The following is a 22,919-nucleotide window of genomic DNA, read 5'->3' as shown; positions in this document are numbered from 1 at the left end:
TCCTGCTACAGGCCGAAGCGGATGCCGGCGCGGCTGGACGGGCGGATGAGGTCCGCGCAGTTCGCCATTTCGGCCCCGCCGATCCGGCAGGTGAGCACCTCGTTCACCAGCAGGCGGCCGATGCGGTCGCAGGCGAGGCCCGCCAGGTCGAACAGCCGCACGGCGGTGCGGCCGGCGCCGACCGGGGCGAGTTCCACGGCGGCGCGGCGCGCGATCTGCCCCTCGGCGCCGAACACCACCAGGTCGAGCCGCAGGCTGGCGATGGCGGCGGCCTCCGCCGCGTCGTTCGCCAGGACCATCCAGATGCGACAGCCTTCGGCCGCACCTGTCACCGGCTCCAGCCGGTTGAGTTCGAGCGGCAGCACGGCCTCCGCCCTGGCGGGGCTGGCGAGTGCGACAAGGGTCAGCGCGACGGTGACGAACTTGCTGGAAGCCATGCGGGAGGTCCTCGGTTCAGAACGCTGCATGGCATGAATGCGAATGACTCGCAATCTCGATAGCTGTGGATGCTGGAAACTTGAGCGGCATTAACCGGCACTTAGTCCCGCGATTCCTAGGGTCGGCACGCAGCCAGAACGCCTGTCCCCGGAGACCAAGAATGTCCGCTTCGCTCACGCTCGCCTTGTCCGACCTGTCCTATGCGCAGGGAGGCGGCGCGGCTCTTCTGGATGCGGCGGCCCTCGTGACGGGCGGCGCCAGCTACCGCGGCGGCTCGCTCACCTTCACGCTCGATTCCGGTGGCGGTTCGGGCCAGGCGCTCGGCCTCGCCACCAGCGGCAGTGCCGACGTGACGGCGGGCGTCATCTCCGCCGTCGGTACCACGCTGTTTCGCGGCACGGGAAGCGTGGCGGAGAGCATCGGCGCCATCGACGCCACCCTCGACGGGCAGGGCGGTGCGGCGCTGCGCATCAACTTCATCGGCTCCGGCTTTTCGAACGGCAGCTTCGACCAGGGCGAGGATGGCGACGTCATCATCACCGGCTGGACCGCGGAGACCGCCCGCACCCGGCTCGACGGCGTCGCGACCATCGCAGGCTGGGCAACGCCGGTCGATGCCACCTATCCCGGCGCCAACACCACGGGCGACAACAGCACGCCCGGCTCGGGCGGTTCCGCCGCAACGGCGACGCTGTCGTCGCTGTCCGGCGTCGGGCCGGGCGATCTCTCGGTGAAGCTCGATACCGAACAGCTCAGCATCAACCAGTCCTTCGGCGTCATCCGCGGCCCCGCGGTGTACAGCAACGGCGCCGTCGCGTTGGCGGCGGGCGACAGCGTCGCCTTCGCCTGGAAGGCGCTCGGCACCGGCGATGCCTACGATGCCTTCGGCTACCTGCTGAACGTCGACACCGGCGCCACCATCACCCTGCTCGACGAGACCGGCAGCAGCCCCGGGACCGAGACGGCGTGGGCGACGGAAACCCTGACGCTGACAGCCGGACAGGACGGCACCTATCGCTTCGTCTTCGTCGCCGGATCCTTCGATGCAACTGGCGGCCAGTTTCTCGGCGGCACGCTGATGATCGACGACGTGACGGCGACTATTGCCGCCCCGCTCAGCCCGCTGACGGCGGAGGAGGTCTCGGCGGTGGCGCGTCTCGTGACCTATGAGAATGGCGAATCCGGCGAGAGTGGCGGCACCACCACGCTGACGACCACCGTGGTCGATGAATCGGCCGGCAGCGCGACCGATACCAGCACCATCTGGCTGTCCTCGACCTATGCCGGACCGGTGGCGGGCATCGCCAGCCAATGGACCGGGACGGCGCTGGCGGATCTGGCGCTCGGCACCGCTGGGAACGACTTCATCGCGCTGGGCGCCGGCGATGATGCGGCGGCCGGCGGCGGCGGCGACGATGTCATGGACGGTGGCACCGGCTCGAACTTCCTCTCGGGCGGCGGCGGCTGGGACCGCTTCTTTCTCGACCTGCGGGGCGAAGGGCCGACCTGGTCGACCATCACCGATTTCGAGGCCGGGGAGGAAGTGGCGGTCTGGGGCTGGCAGCAGGGCGTTTCCACCTTCCTGCGCGCCGACAGCGACGGCGCCGCAGGGTTCCAGGGCGCCACGCTGCATGTCGATGTCGATGGTGACCAGGTCATCGATGGCTCGGTCACCTGGGCCGGGCGCAGCTGGTCCGAGCTTCCGCCGCCGGTCGAAACCAGCGTCGGCGGTGCCGGGCTGCTGTGGTTCGCCTGAGCAGCGCGGGCGCGCCCCGTCTGGCCCTGCGCGGGGGAAGAAGCTAGGAAAGCGGCCCCCGCCATGGCTGGGCACCCGATGCGGGCGTCCTGTCGCGTGGCGATCGTGATGCAGGACCGATCCGATGCCGCAGTACCGCAGCCGCACCACCACCCATGGCCGCAACATGGCCGGCGCGCGCGGGCTGTGGCGCGCCACCGGGATGAAGGACGGCGATTTCGGCAAGCCGATCATCGCCGTGGTCAACAGCTTCACCCAGTTCGTCCCGGGCCACGTCCACCTCAAGGACCTCGGGCAACTGGTGGCGCGGGAGATCGAGGCGGCGGGCGGCGTCGCGAAGGAGTTCAACACCATCGCGGTGGATGACGGCATCGCCATGGGCCATGATGGCATGCTCTACAGCCTGCCGTCGCGCGATCTGATCGCCGACAGCGTCGAGTACATGGTCAACGCGCATTGCGCCGATGCGATGGTCTGCATTTCCAACTGCGACAAGATCACGCCGGGCATGCTGATGGCGGCGATGCGGCTGAACGTGCCGACCATCTTCGTCTCCGGCGGCCCTATGGAAGCCGGCAAGGTGGTGCATCGCGGCAAGAAGCGCAGCGTCGACCTGATCGACGCCATGATCGCCGCCGCCGACAGCTCCGTGACCGATGAGGAAGTCGCCGTCATCGAGCGTTCCGCCTGCCCGACCTGCGGGTCGTGTTCCGGCATGTTCACCGCGAATTCGATGAACTGCCTGACGGAGGCGCTCGGCCTGGCGCTGCCCGGCAACGGCACCGTGCTGGCCACCCACGCCGACCGCAAGCGGCTGTTCCTGGAAGCCGGGCGGCGCATCGTCGAGATCACGCGCCGGCACTACGAGACCGACGACTTCTCCGTGCTGCCGCGCGAGGTCGCGACGCGGACGGCGTTCGAGAATGCGATGACGCTCGACATCGCCATGGGCGGGTCCACCAACACCGTGCTGCACCTGCTGGCCGCGGCACATGAGGGCGGCGTGGATTTCAGCATGGTCGACATCGACCGCCTGTCCCGCCGCGTGCCGGTGCTGTGCAAGGTGGCGCCTTCCGTGGCGGACGTGCATGTCGAGGACGTGCACCGCGCCGGCGGCATTTTCGGGATTTTGGGTGAGCTCGACCGCGCGGGGCTGATCGACACCTCCGTCAGCCGCGTCGATGCGCCGACTCTGGCCGAGGCGCTTCGGCAATGGGACGTGATGCAGACGGCCAACGGCACCGTCCTCGATTTCTTCATGGCGGCGCCCGGCGGCGTGCCCACCCAGGTGGCGTTCAGCCAGGCGGAGCGCTGGGAGTCGCTCGACACCGACCGTGAAGCCGGCGTGGTCCGGTCCCGCGAGCATGCCTTTTCCCAGGATGGCGGGCTGGCGGTGCTGGCGGGCAACATCGCGGCCGACGGCTGCATCGTGAAGACCGCCGGCGTCGATGCCTCCATCCTGACCTTCACCGGCCCGGCCAAGGTGTTCGAGAGCCAGGATGCGGCGGTGGAGGGCATCCTCGGCGGCCGAGTGGTGGCCGGTGACGTGGTGGTGGTGCGGTACGAAGGGCCGCGCGGCGGGCCCGGGATGCAGGAAATGCTGTACCCGACCAGCTACCTGAAATCGAAGGGCCTCGGGAAGGTCTGCGCCCTGGTGACCGACGGCCGCTTCTCCGGTGGCTCCTCCGGCCTGTCGATCGGGCACCTGTCGCCGGAGGCGGCCGAGGGTGGGCCGATTGGGCTGGTGGAGGATGGCGACATCATCGAGATCGACATCCCCAGCCGCCGCATCCACCTGGCGGTCGATGATGCCGAGATGGCGCGGCGCCGGGAGGCGATGGAGGCGAAGGGGGAGGCCGCCTGGCAGCCCGCGAGCCCGCGCAAGCGCATGGTCTCGACGGCGCTGCGCGCCTATGCGGCGATGGCGACGAGTGCGGCGCGTGGCGCGGTGCGGGACCTGTCCACGTTGCGGCGCCGCTGAATCGAAAAACCCTCTCCGCCAGGGGCGAAGAGGGTTGCCTGGGCGTCAGGCGCGCTGGCGCATCTGGCTTTCGCGGATGATGCGCTCATGACCGTCGCGGGAATTCTTCACGCGGTATTCACGGTCCAGCGCATCGTTCGGCAATTGCCGTACGACGGTGTAGGCACCGGAGGGAGCGGAGCCGTCGAAACGACCGGGCACGAATTCGATGTGCTGGCCGATGGTGAAGCTGTGCTTCGGCGGCATGGGGCGCTCCTTGCGGGTCGAGGCTTGTCCCGGTGGTGCCGGGCAGAACGATCGGGCCGCCCGCGGGCGCCGTGCCGTCCTTGGTCAGCCGATGAGGTCCAGGACGATCCGGCGGATCTCTTCGCGGGACAGGCCGGAAACCATGGGCTCTCGCGGCGTGGTGGCCGGCTGTGCCGGCAGGATGGACCCAATGGTGGCGGTGAGCTGGGTCGAAACTCGGTCGTTGGAGAAGTGCACGTTGTCCTTTGGGCGGTGGCGGCGCTGTGTCGCGGCCCCGCATCTTCATCTGGTCGCCGGATGCGCCGAGGCGCTTCAGGCTGGTTCGTGCCACATGGCCTGGGTTGGATGGCCGGGCGGCGGGATGGTCGTGACGGAGGGGCGGGTGCATCCGCACCCGGCCTCCCGCCAGTCGGGTCAGGACGGCCGAGGCCGCCCTGGTCCTGGAATCAGGCGCGCTTCAGGTTGCCGGCAGAGGTCTTGCCCTGCTGGCCGTGCTGCAGTTCGTATTCCAGCTTGTCGCCTTCACGCGGCTCCTGCAGACCCGAACGCTGAACGTCGGAGATGTGCAGGAACACGTCCTTGGAGCCGTCTTCCGGCTGGATGAAGCCGTAGCCCTTGGTCGCGTTGAACCACTTGACGGTGCCGATAGCCATGGATGTATTCCGCTTCGAAACAAAAGGCCGCCCCGCACAATCGCAGAGCGGATCAGACCTGGAGGGGAGACGGACAGCGGGCTCGGCGCTCGATCTTGAGCTGGGAGAGCAGGCCGAACCAAACGAGGCTGACGGGACCTCATATGCGCCCTCGACCCCTGTTCTGCAACCCAAATCGGGCTTGACTGGCGCTGGCGACCTGATTGTCGCGTATCTCTCGGGCTTGTAGTCTCCGGATCTTCGCGCCTCGCGCGGAATCCGGGGGATCGTTTTCAACGATGGCTGTGCTGGACCAGGCCGCACCGCGGCTGCTGCTGCCGCCCGGTCTGCGCTTCGCCGTCGTCGGCGCGGAGTTCGTCCGCGGCGCCGGCGTGGCCCTGGGCCTGGAGCCGCACCTGGCCGAGCGCCTGGCGCTGATCGCGGAGGAGGTGCTGGCGGCCGCGCCGCAGGATGCTGGCGCTGTCGCCCTGGCACCATCGGACCGTCGCCATGCGGTGCGGCTGGAGGTGGATTTCGCCACGGCCGCCCTGGACCTCGCCGGGCTGGACCAGAGCCGCTCGCGCGACCCGGAGGATGAGGTGGACGTCGGCCTGTACCTCGCGGCCCGGCTGGCGGACCGTCTGGCGACGGAAACGCTGCGCGGCGGCGGCCTGCGCCTGGCCTTCGAGGTGAACCGCCGCTACGCCGAGCGGGTGCCACCCGCGCCGCCGGAAGGGCTGGGCCCGATGGCCGGCCTGCCGCTGGACCCGGACGCCGCGACCCTGGCGCTGCTGGTGGATTGGGCGGAATCGGCCGGCGCCGGCGGCCCCGCCTTCCGCACCGCCGCCCGCGTGCTGGACCAGCGCGCGGTGGGGGAGCTTTCCGCACGCGTCGCACGGGACGCGCGGCACCGCCCGGTCGGCGGGCTGTTCTGGCAGCCCTTCGGCCGCCGACTCATGGCGCTGTCCGGCCCGGCCCTGCTGCTGCCCGCGGGCGCCGCCCGGCGGGAGGTCGCGGCCGCGCTGCTGGACTCGGCCCTGTCCGGCCTGGTGCGCGGCACGATCCAGGGCCTGGTGGTGCTGGACCCCGCGCCGGACATGCCCGCTGGTGCCTTCGAGGTGGTCGGCCACCTGCCGCACCGGGACGGCACCCATCCCGTGCTGTTCCGCGCGCTGGAGGAAGATCCCGGCCGCATCGCCTGGGTGCCGGCACCGCTGCGGGACTGGGTCGCCGACCGGGTGCGCGGGCTGGGCCTGGGTCGCGACGTCGAGGAAGCGCCGCCGCCCGCCCGCGCCACCGGCGCCGTGCTGGCTGCCGAGACAGATCGCGCGGCGGGGCGAGTGACGCTGCGGCCGCTGCTGGCGGCGGCCGATGCAGCGGCGGTCGCCATCGCCAATGTCGCCCTGTTCCGCGCACAGGGCATTTCCGAAATCCGCGCCGTGCTCGACCTCGGCCAGCCGGACCATGCCGCCTTCGGGGCCGGGCTGGTGCAGGCCGGGCTGGCGCCGGCGGCGCTGATCCCGGATGCCGCCGGGGACCTGCTGCTACTGGCGGCGCGTGCATGAGCGGCTTCACGATCGGCCGGCTGGTGCCGCCGCATGTGCGGGCCTTCGAGGCCTACGTGCCGAGCCCGCCGGACGACGTGCTGCTGCGGCGCTTCGGCGTGGCCCACCTGCACCGGCTGAACAACAACGAGAACCCGCTTGGCCCGCCCGCGGCCGCACAGGCGGTGCTGGCGCGGTTCCGGCCCGCGGATGCGGCGCTGTATCCGCAGGGCGATGGCTGGCACCTGCGCCGCGCCATCGCCGGCCGCTTCGGCCTGGATGCCGGGCAGGTCATCCTCGGCAATGGCGCGAACGAGGTGATCGGCTTCGTCATCAAGGCGTTCTGCGAGACAGGCGACAACATCGTCACCGCCGACCGCACCTTCGCCGTGTATGAATGGCTCGCCAGCTTTTCGGGGATCGAGCCCCGGCTGGTGCCGCTGCGCGACCAAGGTTTCGACGATGCGGGCCTGCTGCGCGCCATCGACGCGCGGACCCGCGTGGTTTTCCTGTGCAACCCGAACAACCCGACGGGAAGCTGGTGGGACCATGCGCGGCTGGAACGCTTCCTCGACGCCGTCGATGGCCGCGCCATCGTGGTGGCGGACGAGGCCTATGCGGAATTCGCCGAGCATCCGGATTTTCCCGACAGCTTCGCGCTGATGGCCCGCTATCCAAACCTGGTGGTGTTCCGCACTTTCTCGAAGATGTGGGGCATGGCAGGGCTGCGCATCGGCTGGATGGCGGCGGCGCCGGAGGTCGCGGCGACGGTGCGCAAGACCAGCATCAGCTACAGCGTGAACCTGCTGGCGCTGGAGGCAGCCCGCGCCGCGGTTTGGGATGCGGACCACCTTGAGGCGACGCGCGCGCATGTGCGCCAGGCCCGCGCCGGGCTTGCGGAGCTGGCGGCGCGGCTGGGGCTGGAGATGCTGGGCGGCATCGGCAATTTCGGCATGCTGCGCCTGCCGATTGCGGATACGGTGGCACATCGGCGGCTGATGGCGCGTGGCGTGATGGCGCGCGCGATGACCAGTTTCCGCTACCCCGGCTGGCTGCGCGTGTCCTTCGGCACCGCGCCCGCCATGGCGGCCTTCGCCGAGGCGCTGGAGGCGGTGCTGGCCGAGTAGCTATCGGGGCAGCCGCAGCAGCGCCGGCAGGGCAGGGGCCAGGACCAGCGCCGCCAGCGCGAAGGCCGAGCCGTAGCCCGCGACGGAGACCACCAAGCCGCCGAGCAGCGGGCCCAGCAGGTAGCCGACCTGCAAGGTCAGCATCATCAGGTTCAGGTTCGCGCCGCGGCGTTCGGCTGGCGAATGCCGGTGCATCAGGGCGTTCAGCAGCGGCAGGGAGGCGCCGAAGCCGAGGCCGAACAGCAGCGCCGCCGGCAGCAGCACGAAGCCACCCAGCGGCAGTGCCAGCAGGCCCAGCGCCAGCATCACCAGGCCGAGGCCTCCGGCCGCGACCCGGCGCTGGTCCAGCCGGTCGAAGGCCCTGCCGGCCAGCAGGCGCAGCGCCATGATGGTCGCGGTCTGGAGGGCAAAGAACAGCCCGACCTGCGCCGCGCCGTCCAACTCCAGCGCGCGGGGCTTCAGCAGGCTGAACAGTAGTGCGTGCGCCAGGAAGGCCAATGCATTGACCGCCAGCAGCAGCCACACCGCGCCGCCCCGTGGCAAGGTCGCTTCTGCCGCTGGAGCCACTGCGGCGGGCGGCACGCGCCGTGCGATCAGGAAGGCGAGCAGCACGGCCGGCGCTTGCAACAGCGCCAGGGTCGCATATTGCCGGCCGGCGTCGCCGCCGAAGGCCGCGAGCGTCGCCTCCATGAGCGGCGGCAGCAGCGCGAAGGGCAGCAGGTCGGCCACCGAGAACAGGCTGTAGGCCTCGCCGGCGCGGGATGGTGGCACCATCGCCACGAAGGCGCTGACGATTCCGACCAGGGTCAGCACGAAGCCGAGCCCATGCCACAGCCGCAGCGCCAGCACTTGCGGAAAGCCCTCGGCCAGCGGGTACAGCGGCAGCGCCAGCAGCGTCACCGCGAAGCCAGCGACGATGCAGCGCCCGGCGGTTGCTGGGCTGACGCGCGCCGATAGCGGCGGGATCAGCAGCAGCGCCACCAGGGTGAAGGCGCCGATGGCGAGCCCGGCCTGTGCCGCGCCAAGCCCCCGCCCGCGCAGCCAAGGCTCCAGCCCGTAGAAGGCGGCCAGGTTGGCGAAGCCGAGCAGGGTCAGCGCGAGCATGCCGGCGAAGCCCGGGCTCCACAGGGCAGGCCTTGCGCCTGCCTCCGACTCCACCATCCTGTCCCGATTCCCGAAGCACTGGTGCATCCTGCACACGGTACCGGTACAGGCGTTGCGAAAAATTCAGGATCGGTTGGCAGGAAGGGCGGTGGTGGAGGTGAGCGGGATCGAACCGCTGACCTCGTCATTGCGAACGACGCGCTCTACCAACTGAGCTACACCCCCCCCGAGCCGTGGGGTCCACCGCAGGACGCGGCTTATGGAAGCGCGGCCCCTGGGTGTCAAGGCGGGTTCGCAGCCTTGTTCCGGCTGCTGCCCGCCATTAGGTTCCGGCGGCAACACCAGGGGTCGCCGATGCTGCTCGATGCCGTCTTTTTCCTGCTGCGGGCGGGCCTCGACCTGTTCTGGTGGGCGGTGCTGCTGGCCGCCATCATGCAGACCCTGCTGTCCTTCAACGTGCTGGACGGCCGCAACCGCATCGTCTGGACGATCGCGGATTTCCTGTACCGGGTGACGGAGCCGGCGCTGCGCCGGGTGCGCGGGGTGCTGCCGAATATGGGGGGCATCGACCTTTCGCCGCTGATCGTGCTGCTGCTGATCACCGCCTGCTCCATCGCGCTGACCGCGATCCAGGGCTACCTGCTGCGCGGCGGCCTGTATTTCTGAACCATGCCGCCCTGGCGGCTGCGGGCTGAGGGGGTGGATCTGGCGGTGAAGGTGCAGCCGCGGGCGCGGCGGCCTTCGCTCGGCGGGCTGGCCCCTGGCGGCGGCGCGCTGCGGGTCGCGGTGGCGGAGGCGCCGGAGGATGGCCGCGCCAACCGCGCTGTGTGCGAGGCCGTCGCCCGGGCGCTGAACCTTTCTAATTCCGCGGTAGCGGTCTTGCATGGCGGCGGCTCGCGCCAGAAAACCCTACGCATCGTCGGCGATCCCGCCGCACTGGTGCCTGTTTTGGAAAAACTGCTCGCATGACCGCCCGCATCATCGACGGCAAGACGGTCGCCGCCGCGCTGCGCGAGACCATCGCCGCCCGCGCCGCCACCCTGTCCTTCCGCCCCGGCCTGCGCGTGGTGCGGGTGGGTGAGGATCCGGCCTCGGGCGTCTATGTCCGCAACAAGGACAAGGCGGCGCGGCAGGTGGGCTTCGACAGCGCCACCATCGCCCTGCCGGAGACGACGAGCGAGGCGGAACTTCTGGCGGTGGTGGCCCGTCTCAATGCCGATGACGCGGTGGATGGCATCCTGGTGCAGCTGCCGCTGCCGCCGCAGATCCGTGCGGACCGGGTGATTGCCGCGGTGGCGCCGGAAAAGGACGTGGATGGATTCCATCCGTTGAATGCCGGGCGCCTCGCCAGCGGCCAGCCGGGCCTGGTGCCCTGCACGCCGAAAGGGGTGATGCATCTGCTCAAGGCGTCAGGCGCCGCCTTGCCGGGTGCGCGGGCGGTGGTGCTGGGCCGTAGCAACATCGTCGGCCGGCCGATGGCGCAGCTGCTGCTGGCGGCGGATTGCACCGTGACCGTGGTGCATTCCCGCACCCGCGACCTGCCCGCCGAATGCCGCCGCGCCGAGATCCTCATCGCCGCCGTGGGACGGCCGGAGATGGTGCGTGGCGACTGGGTGGAGGATGGCGCGACCGTCATCGATGTCGGCATCAACCGGTTGGAAGATGGAAGGCTGGTCGGCGACGTTGCCTTCGCGGAAGCGGCGCGGCATGCGGAGGCGATCACGCCGGTGCCCGGCGGCGTCGGCCCGATGACCATCGCCTGCCTGCTGGAGAATACGCTGGACGCCGCACTCGCTCGCCGAGGCTGAGCGGATGCAGGGCAGCGCGCTGCTGATCGCCGGCGCCTTCGTCGCCATCTGGGCCTCCGCCTTCACCGTGGCAGGCGTGGTGGTGAAGGAATGGCCGCCGCTGTGGGGGCTCGGCATCCGCTTCGGGCTGACCACCCCGCTGCTACTGCTGATCGTGCTGGCGCTGCGCTCGCGCCTGCCGGCGCCGGGCGACATGGGGCGCGTCGCGATCCTTGGCCTGTGCGGCATGGGCGGCTACCTCGCCTTCGCCTGGCTCGCCATGGCGCGCATCCCGACCGGGCTGGTGGCGCTGATCTGCGCGACGACGCCGCTGATGGTGGCCGCCGGCGAAAGCCTGGTGCTGCGGCGGCCGCTGCCGAAGCTGGCCTGGCTTGGGCTCGGCATCGGCTGGTTCGGGGTAGCGCTGCTGGGGTTCCTGCGCGCGGTCGACGGGCTGGCGGCGGCGGAGGCGGCTGGGTTCGCCCTGGCGCTGGGGGCTGCGATCAGCCAGGCGGTCGGGCTGCTGGTCTATGCGCCGGCCAAGGGGCGCATCGACATCTGGATGGCGAGCCTGGGCCAGACCGCCGTCTCCGCCGTGCTGTGCCTGGCGTTGGCCCTGGCGCTGGAGGGCGCGCCGCCGACCTCCGCCAGCACACCGACCGTCGCGGCGCTGGTGTGGTCCATGCTGGTGGTCGGCATCGGCGCCTATGCGCTGAACTTCGCCATGATGCGCCGCGTCCCGGCTTCCACCGCAACCGCGCTGCAATTGCTGGCCCCGCCGCTGGCGGCCGTGTTCGGCTGGGCGCTGCTGGGGGAGCGGCTGTATGTCAGCGACATCGTCGGCGGCGTGCTGACGCTGGGCGGGCTGGCGCTGCTGGTGCACGCGCGGTCGCGGGGCTGACATTCCCGGAATGCATTGGTGCCGGGGCAAGCTGATGCCTCAGTGTCGGCTGATGCAGGCACGACGACGAGCTACGGGCTTCTGAACTTCGCACGGACCCTTTGCGTCCGTATGGCCTCCGCCCGTTTTTGCCTGCAGGATCACCGCGATGTACACGCCCGCCGCCTTCCGGTCCGAAGACCCGGACTGGATCTTCTCCCATGTCGAGCGGCATGATTTCGGGCTGCTGGTCAGCGCTACGCCGCTCACCGTCAGTCATCTGCCGTTCCAACTGGTGCGCCCGCAGGGCGATGCGCCGGCGCGGCTCGTCTGCCATGTCGCCCGCGCCAACCCGCATTGGCAGGCCTTCGCGGGGCAGGGGGCGGAGGCGCTGGCGGTGTTCCAGGGGCCGCATGCCTACGTCTCCTCCAGCTGGTACGGCGCGCAGCCCAGCGTGCCGACCTGGAACTACGACGCCGTGCAGGCGGTGGGCCACGCCACGCTGATCGAGGACCCGGCCGAGATCGCGGTGCAGATGCGCGCCATGGCCGCGACCTACGAACCCACCCCCGGCTTCGACATGGATGCGCAGCCGGCCGACTACATGGCGAAGATGTTCCGCGGCCTGGTCGGCATCAGCCTTGAGGTTCGCCAGTGGACAGGCAAGCGCAAGCAGAGCCAGAATCGTCCGCCCGCGGATCGGATCGCCGTCGCGGCGGCGCTGGAGGCGCGAGGCGACCATGCGGCCGCGGCCGCGCTGCGGGAGGCGAACGGACTTGCCTGACGAGACACCGGACATCCAGACCATCGAGACCAAGGTGGTCTACCGCAACGCCTGGATGACGGTGCGGGAGGATGCGATCCGGCGGCGCGATGGGTCCACCGGCATCTACGGCGTGGTGGAGAAGGCCGATTTCGTCGTCGTCGTACCGGTCCATGCAGATGGGTCGCTGCAGCTGGTGCAGCAGTTCCGCTATCCGGTGAAGGCGCGGTTCTGGGAGTTTCCGCAGGGCATGTGGGGCCCGCCCGGCACCGACCCGGCGCTGGCCGCGCAGCACGAATTGCAGGAGGAAACCGGGCTGGCCGCCACATCGATGCTGCACGCCGGCCGCCTGAACCTGGCGCATGGCACGATGTGCCAGGGCTACGACATTTTTCTGGCGACCGGCCTGAGCCAGGGTGACGCGGCGCCGGAGCTGGAGGAGCAGGATCTGATCACCCGCGCCTTCAGCCGCGCCGAGTTCGAGCGGATGCTGATCTCTGGCGAGATCAAGGATGCGACCAGCGTCGCCACCTACGGCCTGCTGCGGCTGAAGGGTCTGCTGTAGGTCGCGGCCTGCCGAAGGTCAGGGCTTGCGCCAGGCCAGCACGCAGCCATTGCCGAACACCTGGAGACGCCCGCAGCAGGCTTCCAGCTGCGCCAGCGCCACCGGGCCGACGCCCTCCGGCAGGGTCAGTTCAAGCTCCACCTCGGCCTCGCTCTCCCGCAGCGTGACGCCGAGGCGGGTGCCGTTCGGCATGCGGCCGACGGCATCCTGCGCCACGGCCAGCAGCGCCACTTCCAGCGCCGCGCGGTCCAGGCTGACCGGGGACAGCTTCTCTGGCGTCGTCAGCTCCGCCCCGTGCCGGGCGCCGAGTGCGACGCGCAGCAGCGGCAGCGAGTGCCGCATCACCTGCACGAGGGAGATTAGCGTGGGTTCGGCAACCTGCCGCCGGGCTGCGTCAAGGTAGCCGCGGATCGTCTCCTCCAGCCGCTTGCTGGCCTGCACGGCGCGGTCGAGCTGCCGGGTGGGGGCGCCTTCGCCGACGCTGCGCGACAGCAGGTCGAGATTGGCGGCCAGCACCATCATGGCATTGTTGACTTCGTGTTGCACCGCGGGTGCGACGCGGCGCAGGCGGTCCAACCTCTGGCCTGCCACATCATCCGTCAAACGCCAGTCTCCTTCATCGACCCGCAACGGCGGGGGCAGGCTGGGCGAGCGCTTCCGCGACCTCCCGGAACAGCCGGGCCGGCAGGGTGCCGCCGCGGACATCCTGCATCGGCGTGGCGTCATCATTGCCCAGCCAGACGCCGACGACAAAGCTGCCATCTGCGCCGGGCGCAAGGCCGATGAACCAGGCGTCACGAAAATCCTGCGTGGTTCCCGTCTTGCCTGCAACGGCGTGCAAGCCCCGTGGTTGCCCAGGCGGTTGCGCGAGGCGACCGGTGCCGCGGGCCACCACCGCCTCCAGCATCCGCCGCATCGCCGCGGCGCGCTCCGGCGTCGTCACCCGCAGCAGGGTTGGCCGGCCCGCGGCCACCGCCCGGCCATCGGCGCGGGCCGAGAGGATGCCGCGCGGTTCGGGCAGCAGGCCGCCATTGGCGAACGGGGCATAGGCGGCGACCAGGTCGAGCAACGTCACCTCCCCAGTGCCGAGCGCCAAGGTGGCGTCGCGCTCGAAGGGGCCGTGCAGCCCGAAGCGGCGTGCCGTCTCGATGGTCGCCCGCGCACCGCCGCCGCGCGCCAGCACGCGCACGGCGGCGGTGTTGACGGAATGGGCCAGCGCTTCCTCCAGCGTCACCTCGCCCTGGCTGCGCCAGTGGCCGTTGCCGGGGCGCCAGCCGCCGAGGTTGATGGGCGTGTCCGCCACCATGTCCTGCGGGCTGGCGCCAGCCTCCAGCGCCGTCAGGAAGACGAAGGGCTTGAAGGCGGAGCCGGGCTGGCGGCGCGCCTGGGTCGCGCGGTTGAACTGGCTCGTGCGGAAATTGCGGCCGCCGGCCATGGCGCGGATGTTGCCGGTCGCGGCCTCCATCACCACCACGGCGCCCTGGCCGGCTCCGGCCCGAGTGCCGGGGCCAGCGAGCAAGGCCTCCAGCCGCGCCTCCACCACGGCCTGGATGCGCAGGTCGAGCGAGGTGCGCAGCACCAGGTCGGCATTGCCGGGGAAGCGGGTGCCGAGGTCGTCCATCGCCCAGTCGGCGAACCAGCCGGAATCGCCGGAGGGGCGCGGCGCGATGCGGATCGATTCGGCCGCCAGCGCGGCCTGCTGCCGCGTCAGGGCGCCGGTCTCGGCCATCGCCTCCAGCACCTCCGCCGCCCGGGCCGCCGCGGCGTCCGGCGCCGTGCGCGGGTTGAGGCGGGAGGGGGCCTTGGGCAGGCCGGCCAGCATCGCCGCCTGCCACAAATTCACCCGCGTCGCCGGCACGCCGAAATAGACCCGCGCGGCGGCATCCACGCCGAAGGCGCCGGCGCCCAGATAGACGCGGTTGAGGTAGATTTCGAGCAGCTCGTCCTTGCTGAAGTGCCACTCCAGCCACAGCGCCATCACCACTTCCTGCGCCTTGCGCCACAGGCTGCGTTCCGGCGTCAGGAACAGGTTCTTGGCCAATTGCTGTGTGAGGGTGCTGCCGCCCTGCGCGACGCGGCCGGTCGACCAGTTCACCCAGGCGGCGCGGGCGATGCCAATCGGGTCCAGGCCCCAATGGCTGCGGAAGCGCCGGTCCTCGATCGCCAGCAGCGCGGCGGGCAGATGCGCGGGCAACTGCCGCAGGCGCACGATCTCGCCGTGGACATCGCCAGAGGTGGCGATGATGGTGCCGTTCGAGGCTTCCAGCGTCACGCCGGCGCGGCGCGTCTGGCTGAGGGCGATATCGGTGCGCGGCAGGTCCCAGGTCAGCACCAGCACCGCCGCGCCGAGGGCCAAGGCGCCCCAGACGGAGACCAGCACCGTCCAGCGCAGCCAGCGCCAGCGGTTGCGGCGGGGCGGCGCGGGGACGGCTGGCGGTTTGGGTGGGGGCCGGGTCGGGCCTTTTCGAGGCGGGCGGGACATCCGACCGCAGTCTAGCACAGGCGGCGGCCGCGGCCTTCAGTCGGCCAGGATCATTCCGGCCGCCTTGTGCGCCACTGCCAGCACTGTGGCGTTGATGTTGCAGACCGGGATGTCCGGGAACACCGAGGCATCCACCACCCGGAGCCGCTCCACCCCGCGCAGCCGTAGCCGCGGGTCGAGCGGCGCGCCGGTGGCCTCGCCGCCCATCCGCACCGTGCAACTCGGGTGGTAGACCGTGCCGCCGGTCTCGGCGGCGAAGCGCACCAGTTCCGCGTCGGTCTCGACGGCGGCGCCGGGGCGCACCTCGGACAGCACGATGCCGCGCAACGGCTCCGCAGCCATCCAGCTTCGCGCCAGGCGGATGCCGCGGGCGATGGCGGCGCGGTCGGCCTCCGCCGTCAGGAAGCGCGGCGCGATCACGGGCGCGGTCGCCGGGTCCGGGCCGGCGAGACCGACGCTGCCGCGCGACTGCGGCCGGCATTGCCAGACACCGAGCGTCAGGCCGGGCAGGTCCTCCGGCACGCCGATACGGCCATCGGCCCAGGACAGCGGGCCACCATTGAGCTGGATGTCCGGCGCCTCCAGCCCCGGCTCGGTCTTCGCGAAGACGCCGACCATGCCGGGCGACCAGGTCAGCACGCCGTCGCCGCGTGCCAGCCAGCGCGCTACCTCGATCGCCAGGCGCGGCCAGGTGATGCGGCGGTTCGCCGACCAGCGGTGGTCCGACAGCCGATAAGTCAGTCGCGCGATGTAGTGGTCCTGCAGGTTCTGGCCGATGCCGGGGATGTTCTGGCGCACCGCGATGCCGTGGGCCTGCAGGTGCTGCGCCGGGCCGAAGCCGGACCGCATCAGCAGATGCGGGCTGCCGATGGCGCCGGCGGCGAGGATCACCTCGCGCCGCGCCGAGACCACCTGCTCCGCGCCGCCGCGACGGATGCGGATGCCGGTGGCGCGGCCCTCCTCCAGCACGATGTGCAGCGCCAGCGCTTGGTCCAGCAGCGCCACGCCGCGCGCCAGCGCCGGCTTCAGGAAGGCGGTGGCCGCGGAATGCCGGCGGCGGCCGTTGCGGGTCTGCTGGAAGGTGGAGAATCCCTCGCGGACCGGCCCGTTCATGTCGCGCGGGGTCGGCAGGCCGATGGCGGCGGCAGCGTCGCGCATCCGCGCCACCAGCGGCGGCAACTCGGCCAGATGCTGCACATGCAGCGCGCCGGTCCGCCCGCGATGGGTGCCATCCTCCTCCGCCCGCTCATAGGCGGCGAAGTGTGGTGCGAGGTCGGCCCAGGACCAGCCGGAGCACCCCTTCTGGGCCCAGAGGTCGTAGTCGGAGGGGTCCCCCCAGACATGCCCGAGCCCGTTGATCGAGGAGGATCCACCCAGCACCCGGCCGCGCGGATAGTCGAGCGCGCGACCGCCGGTCGCCGCGTCGGGCGCGGTGGCGAAGCCCCAGGTCAGCGTCCCGTGGGTCAGGATGCGGGCATAGCCGGCCGGGATGTGCAGGTAGGGATGCCGGTCGCGACCACCCGCTTCAATCACCGCCACGCTGGCGCCGCCGGCCGAAAGCCGGTCCGCCAGCAGGCAGCCGGCGCTGCCGGCACCGACGATGACGTAGTCGAACAGGCTCAAGCGCCGACGCCAGGCACCGGCCCGACCTCCCGCGCCACAGCCAGCATGGAGCGGCGCAGCCAGGCGTGGCCGGGATCGGCCTCGAAGCGGCGATGGAAGACCAGGCTGAGGCGGGTGTGGCGGAACTCGACCGGGCAGGGGCGCAGCGCCAGGCCGTATGTTTCCGCCATGCGTTGCGCCAGGCGGGCGGACAGCGTCATCACCATGTCGGTGCGCGCCAGGATTTCCGGCACCGCGCCGAGATGCGCGACCACGGCACCGAGCCGCCGGGGAAACCCCGCCTCCTGCAACGGCCCGTCGAGTGCTCCGTCGCGCGATCCGTTGGGCGAATGCAGCAGGTGCGGAAAGGCGGTGAAGCGTTCCAGCGTCAGCGGCCCCTCCGCCAGCGGATGCCCGCGCCGCACCAGGGTCAGGAAATTCTCCGGCAGCAGGCGCACGCGGGTATAAAGCGCCGGCGGGTCGGGCAGCACGGCGACGGCCAGTTCCGCCTCGCCCTTCGCCAGCAGGTCCAGCGCATTGGTGCGGTCGGCGTGGCGCACCGCCAGCAGGGCACGAGGGGCCTCCTTGTGCATCGACTCCAGCAGTGGCGGGACCAGCACGCTCTCGGCGTATTCGGACAGCGCCACGGTGAAGACGCGGTCGGTGGTGGCGGGCTCGAACGGCGCGTGGTCGGCGAGCGTGGTGCGAAGCCGGTCCAGCACCTCCGCCACCGGGCCGGCGAGCGAAAGCGCGAGGGCGGTGGGCTCGACGCCGCCGGGGCGTCGCAGGAACAACTCGTCGTTCAGGGCCGCGCGCAGCCGCGCCAGGGCGTTGGAGACGGCGGGCTGCGACAGATTCAGCTTTTCCGCCGCATGCGTCACGTGGCGTTCGCGGGCCACGGCATCGAAGACGCGCAGCAGGTTCAGGTCGAGGGTCTGGAGATCGGCCACAGTGCGGGCATCCGGTCATTCGTCGCGGTGATGATGGGTGTTCCGTCCGGCAGTTGGAAGGACCGCCCGTTCCGGCGGCATAAGGGCGCCACACCGGGCGCCCGATGCGCGCCCCCAACGGAGACACGGGACATGAACTTCGATACTCGCACCACCACCCCCTACGCCGCCTTGCTGCTGCGCGTCACCATGGGCGTCATGCTGCTGGCGCACGGCCTGCTGCTGAAGATCATGACCTTCGGCCTGGCCGGCACCATGGGCTTCTTCGGCTCGCTGGGCTACCCGCCGATGCTCGGCGCCGTCGTCGCCATCGCCGAGACACTGGCCGGCATTGCGCTGATCCTCGGCATCTGGGTTCGCCCGGTCAGCCTGCTGCTGCTGCCGATCATGATCGGCGCGACGCTCCAGCACGCGGGCGCCGGCTGGCTGTTCAGCGCGCCGGGCGGCGGCTGGGAATTCCCGGTCTTCTGGACCATCGCGCTGCTGGTGCAGGCGGGCCTCGGCGCCGGTGCGCATGCGGTGCAGTTGGGCGGCCCGACCGGCCAGGGCACCGTCGCCGCCCGCGCCTGAGGCAGGCGCCGTTCAGCCCTTCGACCCCGTGGAGCCGAAGCCACCGGCGCCACGGGCGGAGTCCTGGGAGAACGCTTCCACCAGCGCGAAGTCGGGCCGCAGCACCGGCACGAAGATCATCTGGGCGAAGCGGTCGCCCGGTGACAGCAGGATAGGCGCGGTGCCCGGCGCATTGCGGTTCCAGGCGCTGACCATGATCGGCCCGGTGTAGTCCGGGTCGATCAACCCGACGAGGTTGCCCAGCACCAGGCCCTTGTGGCCCAGGCCGGACCGCGGCAGCACCAGCGCCGCCATGCCGGCATCGCCCATGTGCAGCGCGAACCCGGCGGAGATCAGCACCGGCGCGGCGCCTGGAAGAACTTCCAGCGGGGATTCCAGGCAGGCATGCAGGTCCACGGCCGCGGCCATCGCGCTCTGCTCGCGCGGCAGGCCCCATGCATGCAGCCGCACATCCAGTACCTTCAATTCCACCCGCATCGTCCATCCCCGGATTGTCGCGCCGCAAAATGCCTGCACCGGGCGCCCCGGGCCAGGGGCGGCGTCAGCCGGAGGTCGCGGGGCGGTACTGCGCGGGCGCGGGTGCCGCCGCCACCAGGCCCTGCGCCCGGTAGGCCGCGATGGTGTCGCGCACCCCCTCCGCATGCGGCCAGCGCGACCGGTAGCCGAGAAGGTGGCGCGCCTTGGACAGGTCGAAGGCGCGGTCATGGGTGAAGAAGCCGACCCGGCGGCGGGACAGCGGCGGCCGCCAGCCGAAGGGCCGGCACAACAATTCGACGGCCAGCCCGGCGGTCCAGACTGGCGCCACCGGCACCCGCAGCTGCGGCGGCTTCACCCCGCCCTCCCGTGCGATGAGTTCGACAAGCGGGGCCAGTTGCATCGGCTCGTCGGAGGCGATGTTGAACGCCTCCCCATGCACCGACGCGGCCGGGGCGACGGCGGCCAGCAGCATCGCATCCACATTGTCCTCGACATGACCGAGATGGGTCCAGACCCGGCCGGAGCCGATCATGACGAAGCGCCCGGCCAGGATGGTGCGGAACAGCTTCAGCATCCGCATGTCGCCGGGGCCATAGACCATGGCAGGGCGGATGGCGGTGATCGCCATGCTGGCCGGATCGGTGCGCCGCGCCAGTTCCATCAGCGCCAGTTCACCGGCCAGCTTGGTGCGGTGGTACAGGTCCATCGGGTTGAACGGCGTCGTCTCCCGCGCCGGGATCTCCCGCACATGGCCGTGCACGCCCACGGTGCTGCACTGGATGAAGCGGTGGGTGCCGAGCCGCAGCGCCGTCTCCGCCAGGCGCAGCGCACCCAGGTGGTTCACGCGGTCGTACATCGCCTCCGGCTGGTCGGTTTCCTGAAACATGGCGGCGACGTTGAACACCACGTCGATGCCGCGCAGCGTCGCATCCCAATCCGCGTTGCTCGCCAGGTCCAGTACCTGCGTCTGGAAACCCTGCCGGCGCAGAACCTCGGCCTCCGCCTGGTGCAGGACCGAGCCGGTGACATCGAGGCCATAGCCCGCCAACCTTCGCAGCAGCGCACCGCCGATGAACCCGGCCGCCCCCGTCACCAGGCATCGCTGGCCGGCCAGGGTCCGGTAGTCGGGGGGGAGGGCTGCCGTCATGAATGATCCTCGCGAAATGTATGCGGGCTGGCCTGAGCCTGGATAACGGCCAGGCTGGTGACGAGTTTTCCCTTCCAAGCCCAGCGACGGACCCGCGCCGCGATCCGCACCTCGGCAAAGCCGGCCTCCCGCACCATCCGCGCCAGGTCGCCGGCGGCATGGAATCGCACCCGGTCGCGCAGCAGATGGCGGTGCAGCAGGCCGAGCAGCGCGGTGGCGGGCGCGCCATCGCGGGCCCGGTCCAACAGCAGCAGGCGGCCGCCGGGGCGCAGGGCGTGCCGCATCCGCCGGAACGCGCCGACCGGGTCGGCGAAGTAGTGTGCGCAATTCAGGCAGGTGACGAGGTCGAAGCCAGTTCCCTCAACGCGCGCCGGCGCGCCGGGCGATTCCCAATCCATCTGCTCGAAGCGCAGGCCCGGGTGCGCGGCGCCGGTGGCGCGCGCCACGGCGACCATGCGCGCCGAAAGGTCGACACCGAGGGCCTCGATTGCTGGCTGGTCCGTCGCCATCCGGCGCAGCAGGTGGCCGGTGCCGCAGCCGATGTCGAGCACACGGGCACCCGCCGGAAGCTCCCCGGCCAAGCCGAGCACCAGCTCGCCATGGGCCTGGTACCAGCCGGCCCGCTTGTGGCTGTCGTAGTCTTCCGCGACGGAGTCGAAATACGCTTCGATCGATCCGGCCATGCATCCTGCCTCTGCCGTGTCACAACAACGTTCGCCGCCTTGGCAGTTGCATCCCACTCCGGCTGCTGGTCCAGTCACGTCGCATGGCACCGGGCGCCGGTCCCGGCGTTTAATCTTCCCAGGAGAGGGAGGCGGCGATGACACGGCAGGAGGCGGAGGCGCTGGTGGCGCGGGAGAGGCCGGGCTGGCAGGTGGTGGAGGTGGTCGAAGTGAACGACGAAAGTGGGCCATCGAGCGAGATCACCATCCGTAAGGATGGCCGGCACCTGACCCTGCTGGTCGCCGAGGATGGCACCCTGGCGGGCGAGCGCGGTTGAGCGTCAGGTTGCCACCGGTCGGGCTCGTCCTGGTGCTGCTGGCCGGCGCCCTGCTGGCCGGCTGCGGCACGCCGTTGCGCAGTGCCGCGGGTGGCGAGGCTGAATACCTGCCGGAGGACCTGCCGCTCCCCCGCGCGCGGCGACCCTCCTCCGAACGCCCGCCCTGGCTGCCGGTGCTGCCGCCCAACATCCCCCGCATCCGCACGGATGAGGGGCTGCGCGCCAGCCTGGGGTGATCCTGGGGTCAGCCCACCGCCTGCGGCAGGAAGGCGCCGTTGTAGTAGGGCGTGACGCGCAGAGGCTTGCGGGCGGCGTAGACGTAGGCGGGATGGTAGATCATGTGGATGATCGCCTCCTGGCCGATCGCAAGCTCCGCCGCCTCCGCGAACAAGGCATTGCGCGCGCCTTCATCCATGGTCGTCAGCGCGCGGGCCACCAGCGCATCGGCGCGCGGGCTGGAATGGCGGGTGCGGTTGGCGGTGCCGAGGCCAGCCTCCCGGTTCCATGTGTGCACCAGGGCGCGGTAGGCGTAGCTGACATTGTCGGCGCCATACTGCGCCGCCATCAGGCTGAAGGCCTGTCGCGCCGCCTGCGGGAAGTAGCTGGCATTGGGCAGGGTCGAGACCTCCGTCCGGATGCCGATGCGCGTCCAGAACTGCGCGATGGCCTGCGCCACCTTCTCGTCGTTGGGGTAGCGGTCGTTGGTCGCGTGCAGCGTTGCCTGGAAGCCCTCCGGATAGCCGGCCTCCGCCAGCAGGCGCTTCGCAAGCTCAGGATCGTAGGGGGTGACGCCGAGCCGGGCGGAGGTGCCGGGCGTGCCCTCCGGCAGCAGGTTGGAGGCGACGGTCGCCGCCCCCTCCATCACCCGGTCGACGATGGCGGCGCGGTTGATGGCGTGCGACATGGCGCGCCGCACGCGCGCATCCTTCAGCGGGTTGCGCGTCATCGGCTGGCCGTTGTTGTCGCGGATGAACGGCGTGACGTCGCGGTCCATGTCCATCGCCACGTACATCACGCGCATGCCGGCGGTCTGCGAGACCTCCAGCGCCGCGTCGCGGCGCAGGCGCGGGATGTCCTGCACCGTCACCTCGTCGATCGCCTGCACGTCGCCGGACAGCAGGGCGGCGACGCGGCTGGCGTCGGTGGACATCACCCGGTACTGCGCCTGCGCGATCGCCGGCGTGGCGCCGGACCAGTGCGGGTTGCGGCGCATGGCGACGAATTCGCCGAAGCGGTAATCCTCCAGCGCATAGGGACCGGAGAAGACCTTCACCTCGCGCGCGTTGAAATCCGCCGTGCGCAGGCCCTCGCCGAGGGATTTCGAGATGATCGCGACCTCGGTCATGTCCTCGACCATGAAGGGGTAGGGCTGCGCGGTGTGCAGGTGCAGGGTGCGCGCATCCTTCACTTCGACCTTGGTGATGGCGCGGACGAAGATGTGATAGCCGCCGGGCGAGCCCTCGATGCGCGGCACGCGCCACAGGCTGTAGGCGACATCCTCCGCCGTCAGGGGGCTGCCGTCACTGAACTTCAGGCCGTCGCGCAGGGTGAATTCCCAGATGCGGCCATCTCCGATCGTGCGCCAGGATTCCGCAATGCCGGGTTCCGGCTTGCCCGCCGGCGTCATGCCGACAAAGCGCGCATGCAGGGCGCGCAGGATGGCCTGTTCGCCGGACAGCCGGAAATGCGGGTCCATCGACGTCGGGCTGAGCTTGATCCCGGCGCGCAGCCGTGTCTCAGGCGCAGATTGGGCCCATGCCGGCATGGCGGACGGCGTCGCGGCGAGTGCCGCGGCACCTGCCACGGCCTTGAGGAATTCGCCCCTTTTCATGCACGTCTCCCATCGGGTCTTGCTGCCCTGCGGCGAC

General features: G+C 71.0%; 26 protein-coding genes and 1 tRNA gene. 13 read left to right on the top strand and 14 right to left on the bottom strand.

Features of this window, described 5'->3' with window-relative positions; translation table 11 throughout:
* Positions 1-5: 5 nt before the first annotated feature.
* Positions 6-437, bottom strand: a complete 432-nt coding sequence (locus ACLF3G_RS22160) for a Tat pathway signal protein (protein WP_430671589.1) — start codon at positions 435-437, stop codon at positions 6-8.
* Between the two features lie 161 nt (positions 438-598).
* Between ACLF3G_RS22160 and ACLF3G_RS22155 the strand changes: the two genes are divergently transcribed.
* Together ACLF3G_RS22155 and ilvD are read left to right on the top strand one after the other, a co-directional pair.
* On the top strand, positions 599-2,194 hold the full coding sequence (locus tag ACLF3G_RS22155; RefSeq protein WP_430671588.1) for a hypothetical protein: 1,596 nt from the start codon (positions 599-601) through the stop codon (positions 2,192-2,194).
* Between the two features lie 124 nt (positions 2,195-2,318).
* A complete protein-coding gene (ilvD, locus tag ACLF3G_RS22150; protein WP_430671587.1) occupies positions 2,319-4,175 on the top strand; it encodes a dihydroxy-acid dehydratase in 1,857 nt (618 codons plus the stop codon).
* Between the two features lie 45 nt (positions 4,176-4,220).
* Here ilvD and ACLF3G_RS22145 read toward each other — a convergent pair whose 3' ends face one another.
* The 3 genes from ACLF3G_RS22145 to ACLF3G_RS22135 form a co-directional block, all read right to left on the bottom strand.
* Positions 4,221-4,421, bottom strand: a complete 201-nt coding sequence (locus ACLF3G_RS22145) for a hypothetical protein (protein ID WP_430671586.1) — start codon at positions 4,419-4,421, stop codon at positions 4,221-4,223.
* An 84-nt stretch (positions 4,422-4,505) separates the two neighbouring features.
* On the bottom strand, positions 4,506-4,658 hold the full coding sequence (locus ACLF3G_RS22140; RefSeq protein ID WP_430671585.1) for a hypothetical protein: 153 nt from the start codon (positions 4,656-4,658) through the stop codon (positions 4,506-4,508).
* 209 nt (positions 4,659-4,867) lie between these two features.
* Entirely contained in the window at positions 4,868-5,074 is a 207-nt protein-coding gene (locus ACLF3G_RS22135; RefSeq protein WP_430671584.1) for a cold-shock protein, read from the bottom strand.
* Positions 5,075-5,352: 278 nt separating this feature from the next.
* On the opposite strand from ACLF3G_RS22135, the gene ACLF3G_RS22130 reads away from it, so the two are divergent.
* A complete protein-coding gene (locus ACLF3G_RS22130) occupies positions 5,353-6,618 on the top strand; it encodes a hypothetical protein (protein ID WP_430671583.1) in 1,266 nt (421 codons plus the stop codon).
* Positions 6,615-7,724: a pyridoxal phosphate-dependent aminotransferase gene (locus tag ACLF3G_RS22125; RefSeq protein WP_430671582.1), complete on the top strand. Its 1,110-nt coding sequence runs from the start codon at positions 6,615-6,617 to the stop codon at positions 7,722-7,724. Before ACLF3G_RS22130 ends, ACLF3G_RS22125 begins: the two co-directional genes overlap by 4 nt.
* Here the strand turns inward: ACLF3G_RS22125 and ACLF3G_RS22120 are convergent, their stop codons facing one another.
* Together ACLF3G_RS22120 and ACLF3G_RS22115 are read right to left on the bottom strand one after the other, a co-directional pair.
* A complete protein-coding gene (locus ACLF3G_RS22120; protein WP_430671581.1) occupies positions 7,725-8,828 on the bottom strand; it encodes an MFS transporter in 1,104 nt (367 codons plus the stop codon).
* A 149-nt stretch (positions 8,829-8,977) separates the two neighbouring features.
* Positions 8,978-9,053, bottom strand: a tRNA-Ala gene (locus ACLF3G_RS22115).
* Between the two features lie 129 nt (positions 9,054-9,182).
* On the opposite strand from ACLF3G_RS22115, the gene ACLF3G_RS22110 reads away from it, so the two are divergent.
* From ACLF3G_RS22110 to ACLF3G_RS22085, 6 genes are all read left to right on the top strand, one after another.
* Positions 9,183-9,494, top strand: coding sequence for a YggT family protein (locus ACLF3G_RS22110; protein ID WP_430671580.1), 312 nt, complete (start codon positions 9,183-9,185; stop codon positions 9,492-9,494).
* A 3-nt stretch (positions 9,495-9,497) separates the two neighbouring features.
* On the top strand, positions 9,498-9,797 hold the full coding sequence (locus ACLF3G_RS22105; RefSeq protein WP_430671579.1) for a DUF167 domain-containing protein: 300 nt from the start codon (positions 9,498-9,500) through the stop codon (positions 9,795-9,797).
* Positions 9,794-10,636, top strand: a complete 843-nt coding sequence (gene folD / locus ACLF3G_RS22100) for a bifunctional methylenetetrahydrofolate dehydrogenase/methenyltetrahydrofolate cyclohydrolase FolD (RefSeq protein ID WP_430671578.1) — start codon at positions 9,794-9,796, stop codon at positions 10,634-10,636. Before ACLF3G_RS22105 ends, folD begins: the two co-directional genes overlap by 4 nt.
* Positions 10,637-10,640: 4 nt before the next feature.
* A complete protein-coding gene (locus ACLF3G_RS22095; RefSeq protein ID WP_430671577.1) occupies positions 10,641-11,516 on the top strand; it encodes a DMT family transporter in 876 nt (291 codons plus the stop codon).
* A gap of 148 nt (positions 11,517-11,664) precedes the next feature.
* Positions 11,665-12,279, top strand: coding sequence for an FMN-binding negative transcriptional regulator (locus ACLF3G_RS22090; RefSeq protein WP_430671576.1), 615 nt, complete (start codon positions 11,665-11,667; stop codon positions 12,277-12,279).
* Positions 12,272-12,823, top strand: a complete 552-nt coding sequence (locus ACLF3G_RS22085; RefSeq protein WP_430671575.1) for an NUDIX domain-containing protein — start codon at positions 12,272-12,274, stop codon at positions 12,821-12,823. The genes ACLF3G_RS22090 and ACLF3G_RS22085 overlap by 8 nt, the downstream gene beginning before the upstream one ends.
* A gap of 18 nt (positions 12,824-12,841) precedes the next feature.
* Here ACLF3G_RS22085 and ACLF3G_RS22080 read toward each other — a convergent pair whose 3' ends face one another.
* Genes ACLF3G_RS22080 through ACLF3G_RS22065 form a run of 4 tightly spaced genes read right to left on the bottom strand, consistent with a single transcriptional unit; the run spans position 12,842 to position 17,857 of the window.
* The gene (locus ACLF3G_RS22080; protein ID WP_430671574.1) at positions 12,842-13,426 is read right to left on the bottom strand and encodes a hypothetical protein; all 585 of its coding nucleotides are present in this window, start codon (positions 13,424-13,426) and stop codon (positions 12,842-12,844) included.
* A 13-nt stretch (positions 13,427-13,439) separates the two neighbouring features.
* Positions 13,440-15,305: a transglycosylase domain-containing protein gene (locus ACLF3G_RS22075; protein ID WP_430671573.1), complete on the bottom strand. Its 1,866-nt coding sequence runs from the start codon at positions 15,303-15,305 to the stop codon at positions 13,440-13,442.
* Positions 15,306-15,341: 36 nt separating this feature from the next.
* Positions 15,342-16,928: a GMC family oxidoreductase gene (locus ACLF3G_RS22070; protein ID WP_430671572.1), complete on the bottom strand. Its 1,587-nt coding sequence runs from the start codon at positions 16,926-16,928 to the stop codon at positions 15,342-15,344.
* Positions 16,925-17,857, bottom strand: coding sequence for a LysR family transcriptional regulator (locus ACLF3G_RS22065; protein WP_430671571.1), 933 nt, complete (start codon positions 17,855-17,857; stop codon positions 16,925-16,927). The genes ACLF3G_RS22070 and ACLF3G_RS22065 overlap by 4 nt, the downstream gene beginning before the upstream one ends.
* A 132-nt stretch (positions 17,858-17,989) precedes the next feature.
* On the opposite strand from ACLF3G_RS22065, the gene ACLF3G_RS22060 reads away from it, so the two are divergent.
* A complete protein-coding gene (locus tag ACLF3G_RS22060) occupies positions 17,990-18,427 on the top strand; it encodes a DoxX family protein (protein WP_430671570.1) in 438 nt (145 codons plus the stop codon).
* A 12-nt stretch (positions 18,428-18,439) separates the two neighbouring features.
* Here ACLF3G_RS22060 and dut read toward each other — a convergent pair whose 3' ends face one another.
* The 3 genes from dut to ACLF3G_RS22045 all read right to left on the bottom strand — a co-directional run bounded on the left by dut (position 18,440) and on the right by ACLF3G_RS22045 (position 20,734).
* A complete protein-coding gene (gene dut, locus ACLF3G_RS22055) occupies positions 18,440-18,904 on the bottom strand; it encodes a dUTP diphosphatase (protein ID WP_430671569.1) in 465 nt (154 codons plus the stop codon).
* 64 nt (positions 18,905-18,968) lie between these two features.
* Positions 18,969-20,051: an NAD-dependent epimerase/dehydratase family protein gene (locus ACLF3G_RS22050; protein WP_430671568.1), complete on the bottom strand. Its 1,083-nt coding sequence runs from the start codon at positions 20,049-20,051 to the stop codon at positions 18,969-18,971.
* Complete coding sequence (locus tag ACLF3G_RS22045) at positions 20,048-20,734, bottom strand: class I SAM-dependent methyltransferase (protein ID WP_430671567.1); 687 nt, start codon at positions 20,732-20,734, stop codon at positions 20,048-20,050. Before ACLF3G_RS22045 ends, ACLF3G_RS22050 begins: the two co-directional genes overlap by 4 nt.
* Positions 20,735-20,871: 137 nt before the next feature.
* Between ACLF3G_RS22045 and ACLF3G_RS22040 the strand changes: the two genes are divergently transcribed.
* Together ACLF3G_RS22040 and ACLF3G_RS22035 are read left to right on the top strand one after the other, a co-directional pair.
* Positions 20,872-21,051 (top strand): hypothetical protein, encoded by a 180-nt coding sequence (locus ACLF3G_RS22040; protein WP_430671566.1) that lies wholly within the window; start codon positions 20,872-20,874, stop codon positions 21,049-21,051.
* A complete protein-coding gene (locus tag ACLF3G_RS22035) occupies positions 21,048-21,287 on the top strand; it encodes a hypothetical protein (RefSeq protein WP_430671565.1) in 240 nt (79 codons plus the stop codon). The genes ACLF3G_RS22040 and ACLF3G_RS22035 overlap by 4 nt, the downstream gene beginning before the upstream one ends.
* An 8-nt stretch (positions 21,288-21,295) precedes the next feature.
* Here the strand turns inward: ACLF3G_RS22035 and ACLF3G_RS22030 are convergent, their stop codons facing one another.
* Complete coding sequence (locus ACLF3G_RS22030) at positions 21,296-22,882, bottom strand: ABC transporter substrate-binding protein (RefSeq protein ID WP_430671564.1); 1,587 nt, start codon at positions 22,880-22,882, stop codon at positions 21,296-21,298.
* Positions 22,883-22,919 lie beyond the last annotated feature (37 nt).

The sequence above is a fragment of the Falsiroseomonas sp. HC035 genome (assembly GCF_050563525.1).
Lineage (GTDB): Bacteria > Pseudomonadota > Alphaproteobacteria > Acetobacterales > Acetobacteraceae > Falsiroseomonas.
Note: the sequence above shows the minus strand (reverse complement) of the source record. Positions and strands in the feature narration are given on the sequence as shown.

Coding starts and splice junctions, on each gene's coding strand:
- ACLF3G_RS22160 (WP_430671589.1), bottom strand. CDS start 437: ATGGCTTCCAGCAAGTTCGTCACCGTCGCGCTGACCCTTGTCGCACTC.
- ACLF3G_RS22155 (WP_430671588.1), top strand. CDS start 599: ATGTCCGCTTCGCTCACGCTCGCCTTGTCCGACCTGTCCTATGCGCAG.
- ilvD (WP_430671587.1), top strand. CDS start 2,319: ATGCCGCAGTACCGCAGCCGCACCACCACCCATGGCCGCAACATGGCC.
- ACLF3G_RS22145 (WP_430671586.1), bottom strand. CDS start 4,421: ATGCCGCCGAAGCACAGCTTCACCATCGGCCAGCACATCGAATTCGTG.
- ACLF3G_RS22135 (WP_430671584.1), bottom strand. CDS start 5,074: ATGGCTATCGGCACCGTCAAGTGGTTCAACGCGACCAAGGGCTACGGC.
- ACLF3G_RS22130 (WP_430671583.1), top strand. CDS start 5,353: ATGGCTGTGCTGGACCAGGCCGCACCGCGGCTGCTGCTGCCGCCCGGT.
- ACLF3G_RS22125 (WP_430671582.1), top strand. CDS start 6,615: ATGAGCGGCTTCACGATCGGCCGGCTGGTGCCGCCGCATGTGCGGGCC.
- ACLF3G_RS22120 (WP_430671581.1), bottom strand. CDS start 8,828: ATGCTCGCGCTGACCCTGCTCGGCTTCGCCAACCTGGCCGCCTTCTAC.
- ACLF3G_RS22110 (WP_430671580.1), top strand. CDS start 9,183: ATGCTGCTCGATGCCGTCTTTTTCCTGCTGCGGGCGGGCCTCGACCTG.
- ACLF3G_RS22105 (WP_430671579.1), top strand. CDS start 9,498: ATGCCGCCCTGGCGGCTGCGGGCTGAGGGGGTGGATCTGGCGGTGAAG.
- folD (WP_430671578.1), top strand. CDS start 9,794: ATGACCGCCCGCATCATCGACGGCAAGACGGTCGCCGCCGCGCTGCGC.
- ACLF3G_RS22095 (WP_430671577.1), top strand. CDS start 10,641: ATGCAGGGCAGCGCGCTGCTGATCGCCGGCGCCTTCGTCGCCATCTGG.
- ACLF3G_RS22090 (WP_430671576.1), top strand. CDS start 11,665: ATGTACACGCCCGCCGCCTTCCGGTCCGAAGACCCGGACTGGATCTTC.
- ACLF3G_RS22075 (WP_430671573.1), bottom strand. CDS start 15,305: ATGTCCCGCCCGCCTCGAAAAGGCCCGACCCGGCCCCCACCCAAACCG.
- ACLF3G_RS22060 (WP_430671570.1), top strand. CDS start 17,990: ATGAACTTCGATACTCGCACCACCACCCCCTACGCCGCCTTGCTGCTG.
- dut (WP_430671569.1), bottom strand. CDS start 18,904: ATGCGGGTGGAATTGAAGGTACTGGATGTGCGGCTGCATGCATGGGGC.
- ACLF3G_RS22050 (WP_430671568.1), bottom strand. CDS start 20,051: ATGACGGCAGCCCTCCCCCCCGACTACCGGACCCTGGCCGGCCAGCGA.
- ACLF3G_RS22045 (WP_430671567.1), bottom strand. CDS start 20,734: ATGGCCGGATCGATCGAAGCGTATTTCGACTCCGTCGCGGAAGACTAC.
- ACLF3G_RS22040 (WP_430671566.1), top strand. CDS start 20,872: ATGACACGGCAGGAGGCGGAGGCGCTGGTGGCGCGGGAGAGGCCGGGC.
- ACLF3G_RS22030 (WP_430671564.1), bottom strand. CDS start 22,882: ATGAAAAGGGGCGAATTCCTCAAGGCCGTGGCAGGTGCCGCGGCACTC.